At 67.8% G+C, this 20,238-nt stretch carries 17 protein-coding genes; 14 read left to right on the forward strand and 3 right to left on the reverse strand.

Annotation, left to right across the window (positions count from 1 at the left end):
- The first annotated feature begins 47 nt into the window (after nt 1-47).
- The 3 genes from ABD05_RS37800 to ABD05_RS36495 are packed head-to-tail and all read left to right on the forward strand — an operon-like array spanning nt 48 to nt 2,730.
- Nucleotides 48-347, forward strand: coding sequence for a hypothetical protein (locus ABD05_RS37800; RefSeq protein WP_141685091.1), 300 nt, complete (start codon nt 48-50; stop codon nt 345-347).
- 32 nt (nt 348-379) lie between these two features.
- Nucleotides 380-2,119 carry a ShlB/FhaC/HecB family hemolysin secretion/activation protein gene (locus ABD05_RS21610; protein ID WP_047902133.1) on the forward strand — a complete coding sequence of 580 codons (1,740 nt, stop codon included), beginning with the start codon at nt 380-382 and terminating at the stop codon, nt 2,117-2,119.
- Nucleotides 2,119-2,730 (forward strand): DUF746 domain-containing protein, encoded by a 612-nt coding sequence (locus ABD05_RS36495; RefSeq protein ID WP_082146188.1) that lies wholly within the window; start codon nt 2,119-2,121, stop codon nt 2,728-2,730. Before ABD05_RS21610 ends, ABD05_RS36495 begins: the two co-directional genes overlap by 1 nt.
- A 102-nt stretch (nt 2,731-2,832) precedes the next feature.
- On the opposite strand, the gene ABD05_RS21620 is transcribed toward ABD05_RS36495, so the two are convergent.
- Entirely contained in the window at nt 2,833-3,783 is a 951-nt protein-coding gene (locus tag ABD05_RS21620) for a LysR family transcriptional regulator (protein WP_047902134.1), read from the reverse strand.
- A 114-nt stretch (nt 3,784-3,897) separates the two neighbouring features.
- Here ABD05_RS21620 and ABD05_RS21625 point away from each other — a divergent pair, with 114 nt between their 5' ends.
- The 8 genes from ABD05_RS21625 (at nt 3,898) to ABD05_RS21660 (ending at nt 13,699) form a co-directional block, all read left to right on the forward strand.
- Nucleotides 3,898-5,649: an IlvD/Edd family dehydratase gene (locus tag ABD05_RS21625; RefSeq protein ID WP_047902135.1), complete on the forward strand. Its 1,752-nt coding sequence runs from the start codon at nt 3,898-3,900 to the stop codon at nt 5,647-5,649.
- Nucleotides 5,650-5,728: 79 nt separating this feature from the next.
- Nucleotides 5,729-7,090 (forward strand): MFS transporter, encoded by a 1,362-nt coding sequence (locus ABD05_RS21630; RefSeq protein WP_047903714.1) that lies wholly within the window; start codon nt 5,729-5,731, stop codon nt 7,088-7,090.
- A 50-nt stretch (nt 7,091-7,140) separates the two neighbouring features.
- The gene (locus ABD05_RS21635; RefSeq protein WP_047902136.1) at nt 7,141-8,070 is read left to right on the forward strand and encodes a dihydrodipicolinate synthase family protein; all 930 of its coding nucleotides are present in this window, start codon (nt 7,141-7,143) and stop codon (nt 8,068-8,070) included.
- Nucleotides 8,071-8,095: 25 nt separating this feature from the next.
- Nucleotides 8,096-9,025 carry a Gfo/Idh/MocA family protein gene (locus ABD05_RS21640; protein WP_047902137.1) on the forward strand — a complete coding sequence of 310 codons (930 nt, stop codon included), beginning with the start codon at nt 8,096-8,098 and terminating at the stop codon, nt 9,023-9,025.
- A 73-nt stretch (nt 9,026-9,098) separates the two neighbouring features.
- Complete coding sequence (locus ABD05_RS21645; RefSeq protein WP_047902138.1) at nt 9,099-10,112, forward strand: arabinose ABC transporter substrate-binding protein; 1,014 nt, start codon at nt 9,099-9,101, stop codon at nt 10,110-10,112.
- A 21-nt stretch (nt 10,113-10,133) separates the two neighbouring features.
- Nucleotides 10,134-11,687 carry an L-arabinose ABC transporter ATP-binding protein AraG gene (gene araG, locus ABD05_RS21650; RefSeq protein WP_047902139.1) on the forward strand — a complete coding sequence of 518 codons (1,554 nt, stop codon included), beginning with the start codon at nt 10,134-10,136 and terminating at the stop codon, nt 11,685-11,687.
- A 31-nt stretch (nt 11,688-11,718) separates the two neighbouring features.
- Nucleotides 11,719-12,738 carry an L-arabinose ABC transporter permease AraH gene (araH, locus tag ABD05_RS21655; protein ID WP_047902140.1) on the forward strand — a complete coding sequence of 340 codons (1,020 nt, stop codon included), beginning with the start codon at nt 11,719-11,721 and terminating at the stop codon, nt 12,736-12,738.
- Between the two features lie 58 nt (nt 12,739-12,796).
- Nucleotides 12,797-13,699: an SMP-30/gluconolactonase/LRE family protein gene (locus tag ABD05_RS21660; RefSeq protein WP_047902141.1), complete on the forward strand. Its 903-nt coding sequence runs from the start codon at nt 12,797-12,799 to the stop codon at nt 13,697-13,699.
- Between the two features lie 87 nt (nt 13,700-13,786).
- On the opposite strand, the gene ABD05_RS21665 is transcribed toward ABD05_RS21660, so the two are convergent.
- Nucleotides 13,787-14,680, reverse strand: a complete 894-nt coding sequence (locus ABD05_RS21665) for an amidohydrolase family protein (protein WP_047902142.1) — start codon at nt 14,678-14,680, stop codon at nt 13,787-13,789.
- Nucleotides 14,681-14,850: 170 nt separating this feature from the next.
- Here ABD05_RS21665 and ABD05_RS21670 point away from each other — a divergent pair, with 170 nt between their 5' ends.
- The 3 genes from ABD05_RS21670 to ABD05_RS21680 all read left to right on the forward strand — a co-directional run bounded on the left by ABD05_RS21670 (nt 14,851) and on the right by ABD05_RS21680 (nt 19,168).
- A complete protein-coding gene (locus ABD05_RS21670; protein ID WP_047902143.1) occupies nt 14,851-15,678 on the forward strand; it encodes a p-hydroxycinnamoyl CoA hydratase/lyase in 828 nt (275 codons plus the stop codon).
- Between the two features lie 42 nt (nt 15,679-15,720).
- Complete coding sequence (locus ABD05_RS21675; protein ID WP_047902144.1) at nt 15,721-17,172, forward strand: aldehyde dehydrogenase; 1,452 nt, start codon at nt 15,721-15,723, stop codon at nt 17,170-17,172.
- A gap of 91 nt (nt 17,173-17,263) precedes the next feature.
- Nucleotides 17,264-19,168: a feruloyl-CoA synthase gene (locus ABD05_RS21680; RefSeq protein WP_047902145.1), complete on the forward strand. Its 1,905-nt coding sequence runs from the start codon at nt 17,264-17,266 to the stop codon at nt 19,166-19,168.
- A 43-nt stretch (nt 19,169-19,211) separates the two neighbouring features.
- Here the strand turns inward: ABD05_RS21680 and ABD05_RS21685 are convergent, their stop codons facing one another.
- Entirely contained in the window at nt 19,212-20,198 is a 987-nt protein-coding gene (locus ABD05_RS21685) for a PDR/VanB family oxidoreductase (protein ID WP_047902146.1), read from the reverse strand.
- Nucleotides 20,199-20,238 lie beyond the last annotated feature (40 nt).

Genomic DNA, 20,238 nt, shown 5'->3' on the forward strand with positions numbered 1-20,238 from the left:
GTGCATTCGTCCGCATCGGTCGAGAACGTACTGTGACAGGAGGGGCTATGCCAGGCGAGATCATAAACGGATTAATTGGTGGGTTGTTCGGGACCTTCATTGCAAAAATTCTCGGAAAATTCCGCCTATGGAAAGTATTCGTAGTGACGTTTGCGATTTTATATGGAGGAGCATTTCTAATGGGAATTGTATTGGTCGGTTTTGAAAAAGCTCTGCCAATATTTTCCGAATTGTTTGCCCCGTTTCCCTTGCTCATCTTCACAAGCCTATCGGTGAGCACGACGTTTGTCGCATACCTTGGTCGCAGCGCTGCCAAGAAAGCCAAGGAAGATCGACCCGACACCTGACTTAGTCCGCGATCACATATCTAGAAAAACACATGAAAACTATTCGCCGGGGAAATTCTGCTGCGGCTGCATTGCTGTTTATCGCAACTAGCGTGTCGGCGCAGGAAGCTCCGCACCTGATCATCCCGGGCAACGATCAGAAAACTCGACAGCAGGAAGAAGCGCGTGAGCGCGAACGGGCAGTCTCCGCGCCCGGGGTGCGATCGGAAGTGGTGGCGAGCGCTGAGTATCCAACACTGCCTTCGGAAACGCCCTGCTTTCGGATCGAGCGTTTCGCACTCGACGTACCCGATGCGCTACCCGCTTCCGTGAAATCGCAAGGCGCGTCGGCATTGCCGATGGACCGCTTCGCGTTCGCGCGTGAATGGCTTGAGCACTACACCGGCCAGTGCGTTGGCAAACAGGGTCTCGACATGCTCGTCAAGGGCCTATCGCAAGCCATCTTGGCGCGCGGGTATGTGACGACACGCGTGCTGCTGCCCGAACAGGATCTGTCAACCGGCACCCTCAGGTTTTCACTGATCCCCGGCGTAATCCGCCATGTGCGTTTTGCCGACGAGAAGCTCCGCGGCACTTGGAAAACTGCCTTTCCGACTCGCGACGGTGAGCTACTGAACCTGCGCGACCTCGAACAGGGCCTCGAGCAGATGAAGCGCGTGACGAGCCAAGACGTGTCGATGCAGATCGTCCCGGCCGATGTGCCCGGCGAAAGCGACGTCGTGCTCGACGTGAAGCGCGGGAAGCCGTGGACGGTCGTCGCTTCGATCGACAACTCGGGCACGCGTGCGACCGGCCGGCTGCAGGGCAACCTGTCGCTCGGCATCGACAATCCCCTGGGCCTGAACGACGTCTTCAATGTCGGCGTGAGCCAGGATCTCGAGTTCGGCGACAAGCGGTTCGGCTCGCACGGCTGGAACGGGTTCTATTCGATCCCGTGGGGCTACTGGACCGCGACGCTCTCGGCGTACACGAATACGTATTACCAGCAGATCGCCGGCGTGAACCAGACCTTCATCGCCAGTGGTAATTCGAAGACGGTCGACTTCAAGCTGAACCGTGTGCTGTCGCGTAGCCAGAACGATGTGTTCGGCGCGCAGTTCCGATTGTCGCGTCGGTTCGGCCAGAGCTTCATCGAGGACACTGAGATTCCGCAGCAGCGCCGCAACAACACGTTCGTTGAGTTCGGCCTGACCGATCGCCACTACTTCGGCAACGCGCAATTCGACGGCACGCTCGCGTACCGGCAGGGGATCGGCGCGTTCGGCGCGCAGGACGACACCCTGTCGGCCGACGGCGGCCCGACCTACCGCTACAAGATGGCCGTGCTCGACGCCAACCTGTCCGTACCGTTCGCCATCGCCAACCAGCCGTTCCGCTACGTGACGACGTTCCACGGCCAGTACACGGGCAATACGCTGTACTACATCGACGACCTGACGATCGGCAGCCGTTACACGGTGCGCGGCTTCGACGGCGAGACGATGCTGGCCGCGTCACGTGGCTTCTATTGGCGCAACGAACTGCAGGCGCCGATCGGGCAGACCGGGCAGGCGGTCTACGCCGGACTCGATTACGGGCGGGTGTGGGGCCCGCAGCCGGTCGCCCTCGTCGGCACGCAACTGGCGGGCGCGGTGATCGGCGTGAAGGGCAGCATCGCGACCCGATTGGGAGCCTATGGTTACGACCTGTTTGCCGGCACACCGATCTACAAGCCGTCCGGGTTCCCGACAGCGCGAGTAACGGTTGGTTTTCAGGTCACGGCACAGTTCTGATGATGAGGGCGCAATCCCATACTCGGCCCGGTGTCGTCGGAGACGACACCGGCGAGGATCGAGAACTGACAGTCTTTCTGACCGAGCAGATCGCCACGCTGCTGTCCGAGAGCCACGAGCCGCGGCCCCGTTGTCCACGGCGCGGCGGCAGCCATATCACGAGTGCGGGATTCAGAACACGCCCGATCGGCCGGCTGCCGATGTTCAAATGCCAGACGTGCCAGCGCTATTTCGGCCGCACCGTCGACACGCCGCTGGGCGAAAAACACCTCAAGAAGCTCGACCTGTTCGTGTCCCTGCTGTCGCAACCGATCTCATGTCTCGAAGCGGGAGAGCGGATGGGCAGCCTGTCTTCAGATATCGCGGAGCGCGTCACGGCCTGGCGTAGCTGGTTGCTGCGACTCGACCCGAGCGGCAGCCTGTCCTCGAGAATCCGCTTGGGTGTCACGCCAGACGAGACGACGCCGTGTCCGTTTTGTGGCCGTGTGGGAACGGCGCAACATACGGATGGCCGCGGCTGGTCATGTGCAGGATGCGGTCGGCTGTTTTCGATGCGACGGGAGGTGATCGATCGGGACGGCCGAATGCATATCGTGGGCGAACAAACGTGAGCTATCTGAACACTTGATACCCTACGAACTGCACGACGGAAGTGTTTCGATCGACGAAAGGGCAAAGCTTTCCCCCAGGCGTCCAGGATTCCAGCCACCGCATCACAGCGCGACGCCATAAACCTCGCGCGCAGCCGCCCGGATCGCATCGGCCATCACCGTGACGGCCGGCGAATGCAGCCGGTCGGTGCGCGTGATGATCCCGAAATCGTCCATCCGGCAATCCATCTCCAGCGGCAGCACCGTGACGATCCCGTGTCGCGCGTAGTAGCGCGCGACGTCTTCCGCGAGCACCGCGATCATGTCGCTCTGTTCGAGCAGTTGCGTGATGAACAGCAGCGCGGACGTCTCGACGAGGTTCGCGGGCGGCGCGAGGCTCGCGCGCTGGAACACGAGCTCGAAGCGATGGCGCAGCACGCTGCCGGCCGGCGGCACGACCCATGCGGCGCGCTGCACGTCGGCGAGCGACAGCGGCGCGTGCGCGAGCAGCGGATGGCCGGGCCGCACGACCGCGGCCACCGTTTCGCCGGTCAGCGGTTCGTAGCGCAGCCGCAGCTTGTCGTGTTCGGCGGAGAGCCGGCCGAGCACGATGTCGATCTTGTCCTGCGCGAGATGTTCGAGCAGCACGTTGCTGGTGTCGATCTCGACCGAAACATGCAGGCCCGCATGCGTGCCCTTCACGGCGGCGACTGCCGGCGGCACGAGCCGCAGGCCCGGCGACGTGATCGCGCCCACCGCCACATGCCCGAGATGGCCGGCCTTCAGCGCGGCCAGTTCCTCGTGCGCCTGGTCGAGACTGCCGAGCGCCGCGCGCGCGTGGCGGATCAGCGCGTCGCCGTACAGCGTCGGCCGCATCCCGCGCGGCAGGCGCTCGAACAGCACCGCGCCGATCGACTCCTCGAGTTCGCGCAGCAGCTTCGACGCGGCCGGCTGCGTCATGTTCAGCGCGGCCGCCGCGCGATGAATGCTGCCTTCGTCGGCGAGCGCGACGACCAGCAGGAGTTGGCGGGTTTTCAGGCGGCTGCGGTTGCCCCACGGGCTGGCGTCAGTCATCGTACGGGTTTATATCGATATCGGAATCGATATCGTAATCGCCTAAAACGTCATTAGCGAGTTATCAAAATTCTGCCTAGACTGCGCCGGTATCCCGTCACCACAGGACTGACGATGTCGGCAACAAAACCCAGGCTGCGCTCCACCCAATGGTTCGGCACGAACGACAAGAACGGCTTCATGTACCGAAGCTGGATGAAGAACCAGGGCATCCCCGATCACGAGTTCGACGGCAGGCCGGTCATCGGCATCTGCAACACGTGGTCTGAACTGACGCCGTGCAACGCGCACTTCCGCAAGCTCGCCGAGCACGTGAAGCGCGGAATTTCCGAAGCGGGCGGTTTCCCGGTCGAGTTCCCTGTGTTCTCGAACGGCGAATCGAACCTGCGGCCGTCGGCGATGCTCACGCGCAACCTCGCGTCGATGGACGTCGAGGAGGCGATCCGCGGCAACCCGATCGATGCGGTCGTGCTGCTTGCCGGCTGCGACAAGACGACGCCCGCGCTGCTGATGGGCGCGGCGAGCTGCGACGTGCCGGCGATCGTCGTGTCGGGCGGGCCGATGCTGAACGGCAAGCTCGAAGGCAAGAACATCGGTTCGGGCACGGCCGTGTGGCAATTGCACGAAGCGCTGAAGGCCGGCGAGATCGACGTGCATCACTTCCTGTCGGCCGAAGCCGGCATGTCGCGCTCGGCCGGCACCTGCAACACGATGGGCACCGCGTCGACGATGGCGTGCATGGCCGAGGCGCTCGGCGTCACGCTGCCGCACAACGCGGCGATTCCGGCCGTCGATTCGCGCCGCTACGTGCTCGCGCACATGTCGGGCATCCGCATCGTCGAGATGGCGCTCGAAGGGCTCGTGCTGTCGAAGGTGCTGACGCGCGCCGCGTTCGAGAACGCGATCCGCGCGAACGCGGCGATCGGCGGCTCGACGAACGCGGTGATTCACCTGAAGGCGATCGCGGGCCGCATCGGCGTGCCGCTCGAACTCGAGGACTGGATGCGCATCGGCCGCGACACGCCGACGATCGTCGACCTGATGCCGTCGGGCCGCTTCCTGATGGAGGAGTTCTATTACGCGGGCGGCTTGCCGGCCGTGCTGCGCCGGCTCGGCGAAGGCGGGCTGCTGCCGAACCCCGACGCATTGACGGTCAACGGCAAATCGCTGTGGGACAACGTGCGCGAAGCGCCGAACTACGACGACGAGGTGATCCGCCCGCTCGACCGGCCGCTGATCGCGGACGGCAGCATCCGCATCCTGCGCGGCAATCTCGCGCCGCGCGGCGCGGTGCTGAAGCCGTCGGCGGCGAGCCCCGAGCTGCTGAAGCATCGCGGCCGTGCGGTGGTGTTCGAGAACCTCGAACACTACAAGGCCACGATCAACGACGAAGCGCTCGATGTCGACGCGAGCTCCGTGCTGGTACTGAAGAACTGCGGGCCGCGCGGTTATCCGGGGATGGCCGAGGTCGGCAACATGGGGCTGCCGCCGAAGCTGCTGCGCCAGGGCGTGAAGGACATGGTGCGGATTTCCGACGCGCGGATGAGCGGCACCGCTTACGGCACGGTCGTGCTGCACGTCGCGCCGGAGGCCGCCGCCGGCGGGCCGCTCGCGGCGGTGCGCAACGGCGACTGGATCGAGCTCGACTGCGACGCCGGCACGCTGCATCTCGACATCGCGGATGACGAACTGCAGCGCCGCCTGTCGGATGTCGATCCGACCGCGGCGCCGGGCGTGGCCGGCCAGCTCGGCAAGGGCGGCTACGCGCGGCTGTACATCGATCACGTGCTGCAGGCCGACGAGGGGTGCGACCTCGACTTCCTGGTCGGCATGCGCGGCGCGGACGTGCCGAGCCATTCGCATTGATCGGCGTGCGCGAAACGACGCACAGGTGAAGCAGGGCAGACCGGCGACGACGCCGGCGCAGCCCACCCATGGAGACACGATGACGACGACGCAGCACCCGTCCGCGACACCGGCCGCGGCTGAATCCGGCCCGTCGGCTGCCGTCGACGAACGGCAGTTGATGCGCACGCTCACGCGCAGGCTGGTGCCGTTTCTCGCGTTGATCTACGTGGTGGCCTATGTCGACCGCACGGTCGTCGGTTTCGCGAAGCTGCACATGAACGCGGCCGTCGGTCTGAGCGACGCCGCGTACGGGCTCGGCGCGGGCCTGTTCTTCATCGGCTATTTCCTGTGCGAGGTGCCGAGCAATCTCGCGCTCGGCCGCTTCGGCGCGCGCGTGTGGTTCGCACGCATTCTCGCGACGTGGGGCGTGATCACGATGGCGATGGCGCTCGTGCAGGGGCCGACCAGCTTCTACGTGCTGCGCTTCCTGCTCGGCGCGGCCGAAGCCGGCCTGTATCCGGGCATCCTGTATTTCCTCACGCAGTGGTTTCCGATGCGCGGCCGCGCGCGCGTGATCGGGCTGCTCGTGCTCGCGCAGCCGATCGCCGGCATCGTGACGGGGCCGCTCGCGGGTTGGCTGCTGTCGACGCACGGGCTGTTCGGGTTGTCGAACTGGCAGACGCTGTTCGTCGTCAGCGGCCTGCCGGCCGTGCTGCTCGTGTGGCCGACGCTGCGGCTGCTGCCCGAATCGCCGGACCGCGCGCGCTGGCTGAACGACGACGAGCGGCGCTGGATCGCGCGCCAGCTCGCCGCCGATCGCGACACGTATCGCCCCGACGCGCACCGCAAACCGCTCGCCACGCTGGCCGACCGGCGCGTGCTGCTGCTCGCGGCGCTGTTCCTGCCGTTCCCGCTGTGCATCTACGGGCTGTCGCTGTGGCTGCCGACGATCATTCACGCGTTCGGCGCGGGCGACACGGCCACCGGCCTGCTGTCCGCCGTGCCGTACCTGTTCGCGGTGGTCGGGCTGCTGGTCGTGCCGCGTCATTCGGATCGCACGCGTGAACGCTACTGGCACATCGTCGTCGTGTCGGCCGCCGCGGCGCTGACGATGGCCGCGAGCGCATGGGCGCGGCAGCCCGCGCTGCAGTTCCTGTTCATCTGCCTCACCGCGTTTTCGCTTTACTCGATCCAGGCCGTCGTATGGGCGCTGCCCGGCGAGTTCCTGACCGGGACGAGCGCGGCGGTCGGCATCGCCGCGATCAATTCGCTCGCGAATCTCGGCGGTTATGTCGGGCCGTACGGCATCGGCCTGATCAAGCAGGCGACCGGCAGCCTCGCGGCCGGCCTGTATTTCCTCGCGGCGACGCTGCTGTTCGCGGTGCTGATCACGTTCGTGGTCCGCGCGACGCTGCGCACGCCGCAGCCGGCCGCGGGCGCGCTCGCCCGCGAATCCTGAACGCATTGTTTCCCGGCTGAACGCCGATTCGACCGACGCAGGACCGAACCATGACATCGAGCAGCACGCCGCGCTATCGCGGCATCTTCCCCGTCGTCCCGACGACGTTTACCGACACCGGCGAGCTCGACCTCGCGAGCCAGAAACGCGCGGTCGATTTCATGATCGACGCGGGCTCGGACGGGCTGTGCATCCTCGCGAACTTCTCCGAGCAATTCGCGATCACCGACGACGAACGCGACGTGCTCACGCGCACGATCCTCGAACACGTCGCCGGCCGCGTGCCGGTGATCGTCACGACGTCGCACTACAGCACGCAGGTGTGCGCGGTGCGCAGCCTGCGCGCGCAGCAGCTCGGCGCGGCGATGGTGATGGCGATGCCGCCGTATCATGGCGCGACGTTCCGTGTGCCCGAAGCGCAGATCTTCGATTTCTATGCGCGCGTGTCCGACGCGATCGAGATCCCGATCATGATCCAGGACGCGCCCGCGAGCGGCACCGCGCTGTCGGCGCCATTCCTCGCGCGGATGGCGCGCGAGATCGAGCAGGTTTCGTACTTCAAGATCGAGACGCCCGGCGCTGCGAACAAGCTGCGCGAGCTGATCCGGCTCGGTGGCGATGCGATCGAGGGGCCGTGGGACGGCGAGGAGGCGATCACGCTGCTCGCCGACCTTCACGCGGGCGCGACCGGCGCGATGACGGGCGGCGCGTTTCCGGACGGCATCCGGCCGATCCTCGAAGCATGGCGCGAAGGTCGCCACGACGACGCGTACGCGCGCTACCAGGCATGGCTGCCGCTGATCAATCACGAGAACCGCCAGTCCGGGATCCTCACCGCGAAGGCGCTGATGCGCGAAGGCGGCGTGATCGCGTGCGAGCGGCCGCGGCATCCGATGCCGGAACTGCATCCGGACACGCGCGCGGAACTGCTCGCGATCGCGCGCCGGCTCGATCCGCTCGTGCTGCGCTGGGCGCACTGAGCGATTCGCAAAGGAGGAACGCACAATGAGCAAGCAGGTTTCGCTGGGCGTCGTCGGGATCGGCAAGATCGCGCGCGACCAGCATCTTCCGGCGATCGCCGCCGAACCGGGCTTCGCGCTGACTGCATGCGCGAGCCGCCACGCTGAAGTTTCCGGCGTGCGCAACTATCAGGATCTCCGCGCGCTGCTGGCCGCCGAGCGCGAGCTCGACGCGGTGTCGCTGTGCGCGCCGCCGCAAGTGCGCTACGCTCAGGCCCGCGCCGCGCTCGAAGCCGGCAAGCACGTGATGCTCGAGAAGCCGCCGGGCGCGACGCTCGGCGAAGTGGCCGCGCTGGAGGCGCTCGCGCACGCGCGCGGCCTCACGCTGTTCGCGACCTGGCATTCGCGCTGCGCGAGCGCGGTGGAGCCCGCACGCGCATGGCTCGCGACGCGCACGATCCGCGCGGTGCAGGTGCGCTGGAAGGAGGACGTGCGGCGCTGGCATCCGGGGCAGCAGTGGATCTGGGAGCCGGGCGGCCTCGGCGTGTTCGATCCGGGCATCAATGCGCTGTCGATCGTCACGCGGATCCTGCCGCGCGAGCTCGTGCTGCGCGAGGCGACGCTGTTCGTGCCGAGCGACGTACAGACGCCGATCGCGGCCGAACTCGATTGCGCGGATACCGACGGCGTGCCCGTGCGCGCGGAATTCGACTGGCGGCACGGCCCGGTCGAGCAATGGGAGATCGCGGTCGACACGGCCGACGGCGTGCTCGCGATCAGCCGCGGCGGCGCGCAATTGTCGATCAACGGCGAGCCGGTCGAGATCGGCCCCGAACGCGAGTATCCGGCACTGTATGCTCACTTCCGCGCGCTGATCGCGCGCGGCGAAAGCGACGTCGACGTGCGGCCGCTGCGGCTCGTCGCCGATGCGTTTCTGTTCGGCCGGCGCGTGCAGACCGACGCGTTCGGCCGCTGAATGTGCCGGCGCGCTTCGCCGCGACCGCGCACGATGAATGATGAAGACCCAAGTCGATACTAGGAGACACCACATGACCCGCACCACTCACACGATTCGCCGACACACCCTGCGTGCCCTTCTGGCCGCGCTTTGCATCGCGCCGCTCGGCATGCAGGGCGCCGCGCGCGCCGACGCGCCGCTGAAGATCGGCTTCCTGGTGAAGATGCCCGAGCAGGCGTGGTTCATCAACGAGCAGAACGCGGCGTCCGCGCTCGGCCAGAAGGAGAATTTCTCGGTCGTGAAGATCGGCACGCCCGACGGCGAGAAGGTGCTCGCCGCGATCGACAACCTCGGTTCGCAGGGCGCACAGGGCTTCGTGATCTGCGCGCCCGACGTGCGCCTCGGCCCGGCGATCTCCGCGCGCGCGAAGCGCTACAACATGAAGTTCGTGACCGTCGACGACCAGCTCGTCGATTCGACCGGCAAGCCGCTCGCGAACGTGCCGCACCTCGGGATGTCGGCGACCAAGATCGGTAACCAGGTCGGCCAGGCGATCACCGACGAGATGAAGCGGCGCGGCTGGAAGCCCGAGGAAGTCGGCGCGCTGCGGATCACCAACAACGAGCTGCCGACCGCGAAGCTGCGCACCGACGGCGCGACGCAGGCGCTGCTCGCGAACGGCTTCCGCAAGGAGAACATCTTCGACGCGCCGCAGAAGACGACCGACGACGAAGGCGGCTTCAGCGCGGCCGCGCCGGTGCTCGCACGGCATCCGAACGTGAAGAAATGGGTGGTCTACGCGCTGAACGAGGAAACCGTGCTCGGCGCGGTGCGCGCGACCGAACAGCTGCACATCCCGTCGGCCGACGTGATCGGCGTCGGCATCAACGGCGCGGGCGAAGCGTTCGCCGAGTTCCAGAAGAAGGAGCCGACCGGCTTCTACGGGACGATCGCGGTCAGTTCGACGAACCACGGCAAGGACAGCACGCAGAACCTCGTCGACTGGATCCGCAACGGCAAGACGCCGGCGGCCGACACGCAGACGAGCGGCAAGCTGATGACGCGCGCGAACTGGCAGGCCGTGCGCGCCGAACTCGGCATCTGAGCGGTGCGAGGCGAAAACGCGATGACGACGCAGACGATGACGGCCGTGTCCCGCAGCAACGACGCTGCGGCAGGCGCACCGCCGCAGGACGCCCCGCTGCTCGCGCTCGACGGCATCACGGTGACGTTCCCGGGCGTGCGCGCGCTCGACGCCGTGTCGCTGTCGGTGCGTGCAGGCGAAGTGCACGGGCTGATGGGCGAGAACGGCGCGGGGAAATCGACGCTGCTGAAGGTGCTGTCCGGCGTGAACCAGCCGCAGTCCGGCACGCTGACGCTGAACGGCACGGTGCAGCGCTTCGCGTCGACGCGCGCGGCGCTCGAGGCCGGCATCGCGATCATCTACCAGGAGCTTCACCTGGTGCCCGAGCTGACGGTCGCCGAGAACCTGATGCTCGGGCAGTTGCCGAGCCGGCTCGGCGTGGTCGACGAGCGCACGCTCGCCGCGCGTGCGCTCGATGCGCTGGAGCGGCTCGGCGAGCACATCGATCCGGGCATCCCGGTGAAGTATCTGTCGATCGGCCAGCGCCAGATGATCGAGATCGGCAAGGCGCTGATGCGCGACGCGCGCGTGATCGCGTTCGACGAACCGACGAGCTCGCTGTCCGCGCGCGAGACCACGCAGTTGTTCCGGATCATCCGCGCGCTGCGCGCGGAAGGCCGCGCGATCATCTACGTCACGCACCGGATGGAAGAGGTCTACGAACTGTGCGACCGCGTGACCGTGTTTCGCGACGGCCGCCGGATCGACACGTTCGATTCGGTCGCCGATCTCGACCGCGACCGGCTGATCGGCTGCATGGTCGGCCGCTCGATCGAGGACGTGTACGGCTACCGGCCGCGCGCGGCCGGCGACGTGCTGATCGAGGCGAAGGGGCTGGCGGGGCCCGGGCTGTCCGAGCCCGTGTCGTTCACTGCGCGGCGCGGCGAGATCGTCGGCTTCTTCGGGCTCGTCGGCGCGGGCCGCTCGGAACTGATGAAGCTGCTGTACGGCGCGGTGCGCCCGAGCGCCGGGTACGTCGAGCTGGGCGGGCGGCGTGTCGCGTTTGCCAGCCCGCGCGACGCGGTGCGCGCCGGCATCGCGCTGTGCCCGGAAGACCGCAAGCAGGAGGGCATCGTCGCGATCGCGTCGGTGGCCGACAACCTGAACATCAGCGCGCGCCGGCATTTCAGCCCGGCGCGCATGCTGCTCGACACGCGGCGCGAGCGCGAGCTCGCGCAACGCTACATCGAGCGGCTCGCGATCAAGACCCGCGACGGCGACACGCCGATCGGCGCGTTGTCCGGCGGCAACCAGCAGAAGGTCGTGCTGGCGCGCTGGCTCGCCGAACGTATCGACGTGTTCCTGATGGACGAGCCGACGCGCGGCATCGACGTCGGTGCGCGCGCGGAAATCTACAACCTGTTCTACGAACTCGCGGAAGCGGGCCGCACGGTGATCCTCGTGTCGAGCGATCTGGCCGAAGTGATCGGCGTGTCGGACCGGATCATCGTGATGAAGGAAGGCCGGATCGCGGGCGAAGTGGAGAAGGCGCAGGCGACGCCCGACGCACTGATCAAGCTCGCGCTGCCGCGCTAGCGGCTTGCTGTTCAACCGGAATGCAAATGATATGAGCCAGGCAATGCAACCCCAACGTACCTCTCCATCCCCCGATGCCGCTGCCGCGCCCATGAAGGCGCGCGGCGGCGTGTGGCAACTGATCAACCGTTCCGGCATCGTGATGGTGTTTCTCGTGCTGTTCGCGACGCTGTCGCTGACGGTGCCGGACTTCCTCACGCCGCGCAATATCCAGGGCCTGCTGCTGTCGGTCACGCTGATCGGTTCGATCGCGGTGACGATGATGTTCGTGCTCGCGCTCGGCGAGGTCGACCTGTCGGTCGCGTCGATCGTCGCGTTCTCGGGCGTCGTCGCGTCGACGCTGATCACCGCGACGCACAGCGTGCTGTTCGGCACCGCGGCCGGCGTGCTCGCGGGCGGCGCGGTCGGGCTCGTCAACGGCGTGCTGATCGCGCGCTACCGGATCAATTCGCTGATCGTCACGCTCGCGATGATGGAAGTCGTGCGCGGGCTCGCGTTCATCACGTCGAACGGCGACGCGGTGATGATCTCCGAGGAACGCTTCTTCGAACTCGGGGCCGGCTCGTTCCTCGGCATCTCGTATCCGATCTGGAGCAACATCATCGGCTTCGTCGTGTTCGGCTTCCTGCTGCGCAAGACGGTGTTCGGCAAGAACGTGCTCGCCGTCGGCGGCAACGGCGAGGCGGCGCTGCTCGCGGGGCTGCCGGTGATGCGCATCAAGATCACCGTGTTCGTGCTGCAGGGGCTCGTGACGGGTTTCGCCGGCGTGATGCTCGCGTCGCGGATGAGCCTCGGCGATCCGAAGACGTCGGTCGGCCTCGAGCTCGGCGTGATCTCCGCGTGCGTGCTCGGCGGCGTGTCGCTGACGGGCGGCGTCGCGACGATCTCCGGCGTGCTGGTCGGCGTGCTGATCATGGGCGCGGTGCAGGATGCGATGAGCCTGCTGAACGTGCCGACCTTTTACCAATATCTGATACGCGGCGGAATTCTGTTGCTCGCGGTGCTGTTCGACCAGTATCGTCGCAACCAGCGGCGCGCGATGAAGATCTGACCGGCAGCGCGCCGCCCGCTAACGCGACGGATATTCGCGACAGATATCGGGAGACGGCATGCAACAGAATCATCCGGCCGCGTCGGCGACGCTGCTGGCCGACAGCCGCAGCACGCTCGGCGAAGGCGCGACGTGGTGCGATACGACGCACGCGCTGTACTGGACGGACATCGAAGGCGCGCAGTTGTGGCGATGCCGCGCGGACGGTTCCGACCTGACGTCGTGGGCGATGCCCGAGCGGCTCGCGTGTTTCGCGCTGACCGGCGATCCGGGCGTGCTGCTCGTCGGGCTCGCGACGCATCTCGCGTTCTTCGACCTGCGCAGCGGTGCGTTCACGCGGATCGTCGACGTCGAGCCCGAACTGCCGACCCGGCTGAACGACGGGCGCTGCGATCCGTTCGGCGCGTTCGTGTTCGGGATGAAGGACGAAGGCGGCGAGCCGCCGCGCGCGGTCGGCGGGTTCTACCGGCTCAATCCGGATCTCACGCTCGAACGGCTCGCGCTGCCGCCGGCGGCGATCGCGAACAGCATCGCGTTCGCGCCGGACGGTTCGAAGATGTATTTCTGCGATTCGCTGGTGCGCGAGATTTTCGTTTGCGATTACCGCGCGGGTGGCGACGTCGCGAACGTGCGGCCGTTCGCGCGCCTGACTGACCCGGACGGCGACCCGGACGGCTCGACGATCGATCGCGACGGCGGCCTGTGGAACGCGCAGTGGGGCGGACGGCGGGTCGTGCGCTACGGGCCGGACGGCGTCGAGACGGAGCGCGTCGACGTGCCGACCGCGCAGCCGAGCTGCGCGGCGCTCGACGGCGAAGGCCGCCTGTACGTGACGAGCGCACGCGTCGGGCTGAGCGACGACGCGCTGGCAAGCGATGCGCATGCGGGCGGCGTGTTCGTCGCGCAGACGCGGCACGCGGGGCTGCCGACGGCGCGGTTCATGCCGAAGCGCGCAACCTGAGCGGCGCGGCGCGGCCGGCGGACGCGACATCGTCGCACGACCGCGCCGGCCGCCACGCCGCGATCGGCGCATTCACCACTCGGCGCGTCACTCGTGCGGCGCGTCGAGCCCCAGCCCCAGCAACGCGACCGCGTTGTCCTTCAAAATCAGCGGATGCACGTCGGGCCGGAACCCGGCGCCGTTGAAATCCTCCAGCCATCTATCCGGCCGGATCAGCGGAAAATCCGATGCGAACAGCACCTTGTGCCTGAGCAGCGTGTTCGCATACTTGACCAGCTCCGGCGAAAAATACTTCGGCGACCACCCCGACAGATCGATGTACACGTTCGGCTTGTGCAGCGCGATCGACAGCGCCTGCTCCTGCCACGGCCACGACGGGTGCGCGATCACGATCTTCATGTCCGGAAAGTCGGCCGCGACGTCGTCGAGATGGATCGGTTCGGAGTACTTCAGACGTAGCCCGCCGCCGCCGCGCATGCCCGATCCCATCCCCGAATGGCCGCTGTGGAACACGGCCGGCAGCCCGTGTTCGGCGATCGCCTCGTAGATCGGATACGCGAGCCGGTCGTTCGGAAAGCACCCCTGCATCGTCGGGTGGAACTTGAAGCCCTTCACGCCGTGTTCTTCGATCAGGCGGCGCGCCTCGCGCGCGCCGAAGCGGCCCTTGTGCGGATCGATGCTCGCGAACGCGATCATGATGTCGGCGTTGTCCTGCGCGAATTGCGCAATTTCCTCGTTCGGAATGCGGCGCCGGCCGATGTTCGTCTCGCAGTCGACGGTGAACATCACGAAGCCGATGCGGCGCTCGCGGTAATACGCGATCGTCTCCGGAATCGTCGGCCGGCGGCCCTGCTTCAGCACCGTGCCGAAGTACTTGTCGGCCGCGTCGTCGAATGCCTTCGCGAACAGGTCGGGCGGCTGGCAGCACGACACTTCGGCATGCACGTGCGTGTCGATGGCGATCAGGTTGCGGACGTCCAAGCGTGTCTCCTCATGTCGTGAAGCGCAGGCGCCGCGCGGCGCGAAGCCGCGCGTTCGGGCCCGTTTAGGGGTTTGTCCCGAGCCGCTTCCATTCTACTTTACATATCAGGTTACCTGATAGTAAATTGGCGTCGAGTCGCGCAGGGCGGCACTGTCATTGGAGAACGAAGATGAGTTACGAAGGTCGCTGGAAAACGGTGAAGGTCGAGGTCGAGGGCGGGATCGCCTGGGTGTCGCTGAACCGCCCGGACAAGCGCAACGCGATGAGCCCGACGCTGAACACGGAGATGATCGACGTGCTGGAAGCGGTCGAGCTCGACGCCGAAGCGCAGGTGCTCGTGCTGACCGGCGAGGGTGACGCGTGGACGGCCGGGATGGACCTGAAGGAGTATTTCCGCGAAGTGGACGCGGGCCCGGAGATCCTGCAGGAAAAGATCCGCCGTGACGCGAGCCGCTGGCAGTGGCAACTGCTGCGCATGTATTCGAAGCCGACGATCGCGATGGTCAACGGCTGGTGTTTCGGCGGCGGTTTCTCGCCGCTCGTCGCGTGCGATCTCGCGATCGCGGCCGACGAAGCCGTGTTCGGCCTGTCGGAAATCAACTGGGGCATCCCGCCGGGCAACCTCGTCAGCAAGGCGATGGCGGACACGGTCGGGCATCGCGAGGCGCTGTACTACATCATGACCGGCGATACCTTCACCGGGCAGCAGGCCGCGAAGATGGGGCTCGTCAACAAGAGCGTGCCGCGTGCGCAACTGCGCGATGAAGTGCTCGCGCTCGCCGCGAAGCTGCTCGACAAGAATCCGGTCGTGATCCGCAATGCGAAGCACGGCTTCAAGCGCTGCCGCGAACTGACGTGGGAGCAGAACGAGGACTACCTGTACGCGAAGCTCGACCAGGCGAACTATCGCGATCCGGAAGGCGGCCGCGAGCAGGGCCTCAAGCAGTTCCTCGACGACAAGAGCATCAAGCCGGGCCTGCAGGCGTACAAGCGCTGACGCGCGACGCGGCACGCAACCGGACAGAGCGGAGACAGCGAAATGCACGAAGTGAGTTTGTTGATCGACGGCGTGTCGCGCGGCGCGTCGGATGGCGGTACGTTCGACCGGATCGATCCGGCGACGGGACAGGTGGCGTCGCGCGCCGCTGCGGCGACGCTCGCCGATGCGGATGCCGCGGTCGCGGCGGCCGCGCGCGCGTTTCCCGCGTGGTCGGCGCTCGCGCCGACCGAGCGCCGCCGGCGGCTGCTCGCGGCGGCCGACCGGATGGACGCGCGCGCCGGCGAATTCATCGAGATCGGCCGCGCGGAAACCGGCGCGATGGCGAACTGGTACGGCTTCAACGTGATGCTCGCGGCCAACATGCTGCGCGAGGCCGCCGCGATGACGACGCAGATCGACGGCGCGGTGATCCCGTCCGATGTGCCGGGCAGCCTCGCGATGGCCGTGCGCCAGCCGTGTGGCGTCGTGCTCGGCATCGCGCCGTGGAACGCGCCGGTGATCCTCGCGACCCGCGCGCTCGCGATGCCGCTCGCGTGCGGCAACACGGTCGTGCTGAAGGCGTCCGAAGGCTGCCCGGGCGTGCACCGGCTGATCGGCAGCGTGCTGCATGACGCGGGGCTCGGCGACGGCGTCGTCAACGTGATCACGCATGCATCGCAGGACGCACCGGCAATCGTCGAACGGCTGATCGCGAACCCGGCGGTGCGGCGCGTCAACTTCACCGGGTCGACGCGCGTCGGCCGGATCGTCGCGACGCTCGCCGCGCAGCACCTGAAGCCGGCGCTGCTCGAACTCGGCGGCAAGGCGCCGGTGCTCGTGCTCGACGACGCGGATCTCGATGCGGCGGTCGACGCGGTCGCGTTCGGCGCGTTCTTCAACCAGGGCCAGATCTGCATGTCGACCGAGCGCGTGATCGTCGACCGGACAGTCGCCGATGCGTTCGTCGAGCGGCTCGTCGCGAAGGCGCGTACGCTGAAGGCCGGCAACCCGGCCGCACCGGGCGTCGTGCTCGGCACGCTGGAAAGCGCGGCGGCCGCGCAGCGCATCGCGGCGCTGGTCGCCGATGCGCGCGCACACGGCGCGGCGTTGCCGCTCGGCTGCGAAGTCGACGGCGCGGTGATGCAGCCGACGATCGTCGACGGCGTCACGCGCGACATGAAGCTCTATGCGGACGAATCGTTCGGGCCGGTCGTGACCGTGCAGCGCGTCGACGGCGACGAAGCGGCGCTTGCGGCCGCGAACGACAGCGAATACGGGCTGTCGGCCGCGGTGTTCAGCCGCGACATCGCACGCGCGATGCAGGTCGCGAAACGGATCGAGTCGGGCATCTGCCACATCAACGGCCCGACCGTGCACGACGAGGCGCAGATGCCGTTCGGCGGCGTGAAGGCGAGCGGCTACGGCCGGTTCGGCAGCAAGGCGTCGATCGCCGAATTCACCGACCTGCGCTGGATCACCGTGCAGACCGCGCCGCGCCACTACCCGATCTGAGCGGGCCGCCGCGGCGCGGCACCGACAAAGACACAATGAAGTTCCCGCCGCGCGCCGCGAGCGCGCCGGCGGAACCGACTGGAGACAGACCTTGGATGCGGATCCGACCCAACTGCGCGGCATCGCCGCCGCGCAGCCGGCCCCCGCCGGCTACCGCCCCGTCGCGATCGGTGCGGCACCGCCCTGCATCGCGCAACGCGACGGCTGCTGGACCCTGCGCGCATCGACCGCGCTCGGCGCGTATCCGCGCCGGCTGACCGACCGGCTCGTCAGCGGTGCGCAAGCGCACCCGGACCGCTGGCTCGTCGCGCGGCGCGGCCCCGACGGCGCATGGATCGGCATCAGCTATGCGCAGATGCTCGATCGCGCGCGCGCGATCGGCCAGGCGCTGCTCGATCGCGGGCTGTCGGCCGAGCGGCCGGTCGCGATCCTGTCCGGCAACGATCTCGAACACCTGCAGGTCGCGTTCGGCGCACTGTGGGCCGGCATTCCGTATGCGCCGCTGTCGCCCGCGTATTCGCTCGTGTCGAGCGACTACGGCAAGCTCCGCCATGCGCTGGCGCTGCTGACGCCGGGGCTGGTATTTGCCGCGGACGGCAATGCGTTCCGTGCCGCGCTCGATGCGACGGTGCCGCCCGACATCGAGCGCGTGGTCGTGTCGGCGCCGGACGGGATGCACGGCGTCACGCGCTTCGCGTCGCTGCTCGACACCGCGCCGGGCAGCGTCGACGCCGCGCACGAGGCGATCACGGGCGATACGATCGCCAAGTTCCTGTTCACGTCCGGTTCGACGCGGCTGCCGAAGGCGGTGCCGACCACGCACCGGATGCTGTGCAGCAACCAGCAGATGCTGCTCGAAACGTTTCCACAATTCGGCATCGAGCCGCCGGTGCTGGTCGACTGGCTGCCGTGGAACCACACGTTCGGCGGCAGCCACAACGTGGGGATTGCGCTGTACAACGGCGGCACGCTGTACATCGACGACGGCAAGCCGGTCGCCGGCAAGTTCGACGAGACGCTGCGCAACCTGCGCGAGATCGCGCCGACGGTGTACTTCAACGTGCCGAAAGGCTGGGAGGAACTGACCGCCGCGCTCGAAACGGACGCGACGCTGCGCGCGACCTTCTTCTCGCGCGTGAAGATGTATTTCTTCGCGGGCGCGGGGCTGTCGCAGGCCGCGTGGGACCGGCTCGAACGCGTGACGCTCGCGCACTGCGGCGAGCACATCCGGATCATGGCGGGCCTGGGGATGACCGAAGCCGCGCCGTCGTGCATGTTCACCACCGGGCCGATGTCGGGCGCCGGCTACATCGGCCTGCCCGCGCCCGGCTGCGACGCGAAGCTGGTGCCGGTGGACGGCAAGCTCGAGGCGCGTTTTCGCGGGCCGAACGTGATGGCCGGCTACTGGCGCGCAAGCGGCGACGACGCGCGCGAGGTGTTCGACGACGAAGGCTACTACCGCAGCGGCGACGCGGTGCGCTTCGTCGACCCGCAGCGTCCGGAGATCGGGCTGATGTTCGACGGCCGGATTGCCGAGGACTTCAAGCTGTCGACGGGGACCTTCGTGAGCGTTGGGCCGATGCGCGCGCGGATCGTGTCGAACGGCGCGCCGTATGTGCAGGACGCGGTCGTGACCGGGATGAACCGCGACGACGTCGGCGCGATGATCTTCCCGCGCGTCGACGATTGCCGCCGCCTCGCGGGCGCGGGGCCGGACGCCGACGTGCGCGCCGTGCTGCAGGCGCCGGCCGTGCGTGCGTTCTTTGCGGACCTGTTGCAGCGGTTGAACCGCGACGCGACCGGCAGCGCGACGTTCATCACGCGGCTGTGCCTGCTCGACACGCCGCCGTCGCTCGATCTCGGCGAAATCACCGACAAGGGTTCGATCAACCAGCGCGCGGTGCTGACGCAGCGCGCGGCAGTGATCGAAGCGATGTATGCGCGCGACGCGGCCGATGCGGGCGTGATCGTCGCCGGCGCGGCGCGGGGCGCATAACGCGCGCACGGCGTGCGGCGCGTCTACCGCGCCGCACGCACTTTCACAGATCCAGCACCAGCAGCGGCGTGACCGCACGCGAACAGCACGGCAGCATCTGATCGTTGGCCGCGCGTTCGTCGTCGGTCAGGTAGACGTCGCGATGATCGGGCGTGCCGGACAGCACGCGCGTGAGACAGGTGCCGCACACGCCCTGCTCGCACGATACCGGCACCTCGATTCCGCAGCCGCGCAGCGCGTCGACGATCGTCGTGCCGGCAGGCACGTCGACGACGCGGCCCGATTGCGCGAGCGATACCTGGAACGCCTGGTCGCCTCCGTCTTCGGCCGGGGCAGCCGCGGCATCCACGCCTGAGCCGGCCGCACCTATCCCGGCCGCACCGAAATACTCCCGATGCACGTTCGCAGGATCCCAGCCGGCTTGCGCGGCCGCCGCGAGCACGGCGCCGATGAACCCGCCGGGCCCGCACACGTACAGGTGCGTGTGCGCATCCGGCTTCGCGAGCACGTGCGGGAAATCGATGCGCCGACCGTCCGGCGCGTCGTCGAACCAGAGCCGCGTGCGGGCCTTGAGCCCGGGCGTGTCGAGCCGGTCGAGGAACGCGGCGCGCGCCGGCTCGCGCGCGCAGTAATGCAGCTCGAACGACTGGCCGGTCTCGATCAGGTGCGCGGCCATGCTGAGCAGCGGCGTGATCCCGATGCCGCCGGCGAGCAGCACGGTGTGCGCGGCCCGCGGGTCGAGCGGGAAGTGGTTGCGCGGCGCGCTGATGTCGAGCGTCGTGCCGGGCTCGCATGCGTGCATCGCGAGCGAGCCGCCGCGCGACGCGGGCTCGCGCAGCACGCCGAGCCGGTAGACGCCCGTCTCCGACGGGCTGTTGCACAGCGAATACTGGCGGACGAAACCGCGGACGTGGACGTCGATATGCGCGCCGGCCGTAAACGGCGGCAGCGGTGTGCCGTCTGCCGGCGCGAGTTCGAACGCGCAGATGTCGGTCGCGACGGGAAGCTTGCGGATGAGCGTGACTTTCATGGGGAATGGTGAAGTAGGCGTGCCGCGCCGCCATGCGGCG

Source organism: Burkholderia pyrrocinia (genome assembly GCF_001028665.1).
Classification (GTDB): Bacteria; Pseudomonadota; Gammaproteobacteria; order Burkholderiales; family Burkholderiaceae; genus Burkholderia; species Burkholderia pyrrocinia.

What these genes read in the sequence shown, in the direction of transcription:
- ABD05_RS21645 (WP_047902138.1), top strand. Translation starts at nt 9,099, where the DNA reads ATGACCCGCACCACTCACACGATTCGCCGACACACCCTGCGTGCCCTT.
- ABD05_RS36495 (WP_082146188.1), top strand. Translation starts at nt 2,119, where the DNA reads ATGATGAGGGCGCAATCCCATACTCGGCCCGGTGTCGTCGGAGACGAC.
- ABD05_RS21630 (WP_047903714.1), top strand. Translation starts at nt 5,729, where the DNA reads ATGACGACGACGCAGCACCCGTCCGCGACACCGGCCGCGGCTGAATCC.
- ABD05_RS21625 (WP_047902135.1), top strand. Translation starts at nt 3,898, where the DNA reads ATGTCGGCAACAAAACCCAGGCTGCGCTCCACCCAATGGTTCGGCACG.
- ABD05_RS21640 (WP_047902137.1), top strand. Translation starts at nt 8,096, where the DNA reads ATGAGCAAGCAGGTTTCGCTGGGCGTCGTCGGGATCGGCAAGATCGCG.
- ABD05_RS37800 (WP_141685091.1), top strand. Translation starts at nt 48, where the DNA reads ATGCCAGGCGAGATCATAAACGGATTAATTGGTGGGTTGTTCGGGACC.
- ABD05_RS21675 (WP_047902144.1), top strand. Translation starts at nt 15,721, where the DNA reads ATGCACGAAGTGAGTTTGTTGATCGACGGCGTGTCGCGCGGCGCGTCG.
- ABD05_RS21635 (WP_047902136.1), top strand. Translation starts at nt 7,141, where the DNA reads ATGACATCGAGCAGCACGCCGCGCTATCGCGGCATCTTCCCCGTCGTC.
- ABD05_RS21670 (WP_047902143.1), top strand. Translation starts at nt 14,851, where the DNA reads ATGAGTTACGAAGGTCGCTGGAAAACGGTGAAGGTCGAGGTCGAGGGC.
- ABD05_RS21620 (WP_047902134.1), bottom strand. Translation starts at nt 3,783, where the DNA reads ATGACTGACGCCAGCCCGTGGGGCAACCGCAGCCGCCTGAAAACCCGC.
- ABD05_RS21660 (WP_047902141.1), top strand. Translation starts at nt 12,797, where the DNA reads ATGCAACAGAATCATCCGGCCGCGTCGGCGACGCTGCTGGCCGACAGC.
- araG (WP_047902139.1), top strand. Translation starts at nt 10,134, where the DNA reads ATGACGACGCAGACGATGACGGCCGTGTCCCGCAGCAACGACGCTGCG.
- ABD05_RS21610 (WP_047902133.1), top strand. Translation starts at nt 380, where the DNA reads ATGAAAACTATTCGCCGGGGAAATTCTGCTGCGGCTGCATTGCTGTTT.
- ABD05_RS21685 (WP_047902146.1), bottom strand. Translation starts at nt 20,198, where the DNA reads ATGAAAGTCACGCTCATCCGCAAGCTTCCCGTCGCGACCGACATCTGC.
- araH (WP_047902140.1), top strand. Translation starts at nt 11,719, where the DNA reads ATGAGCCAGGCAATGCAACCCCAACGTACCTCTCCATCCCCCGATGCC.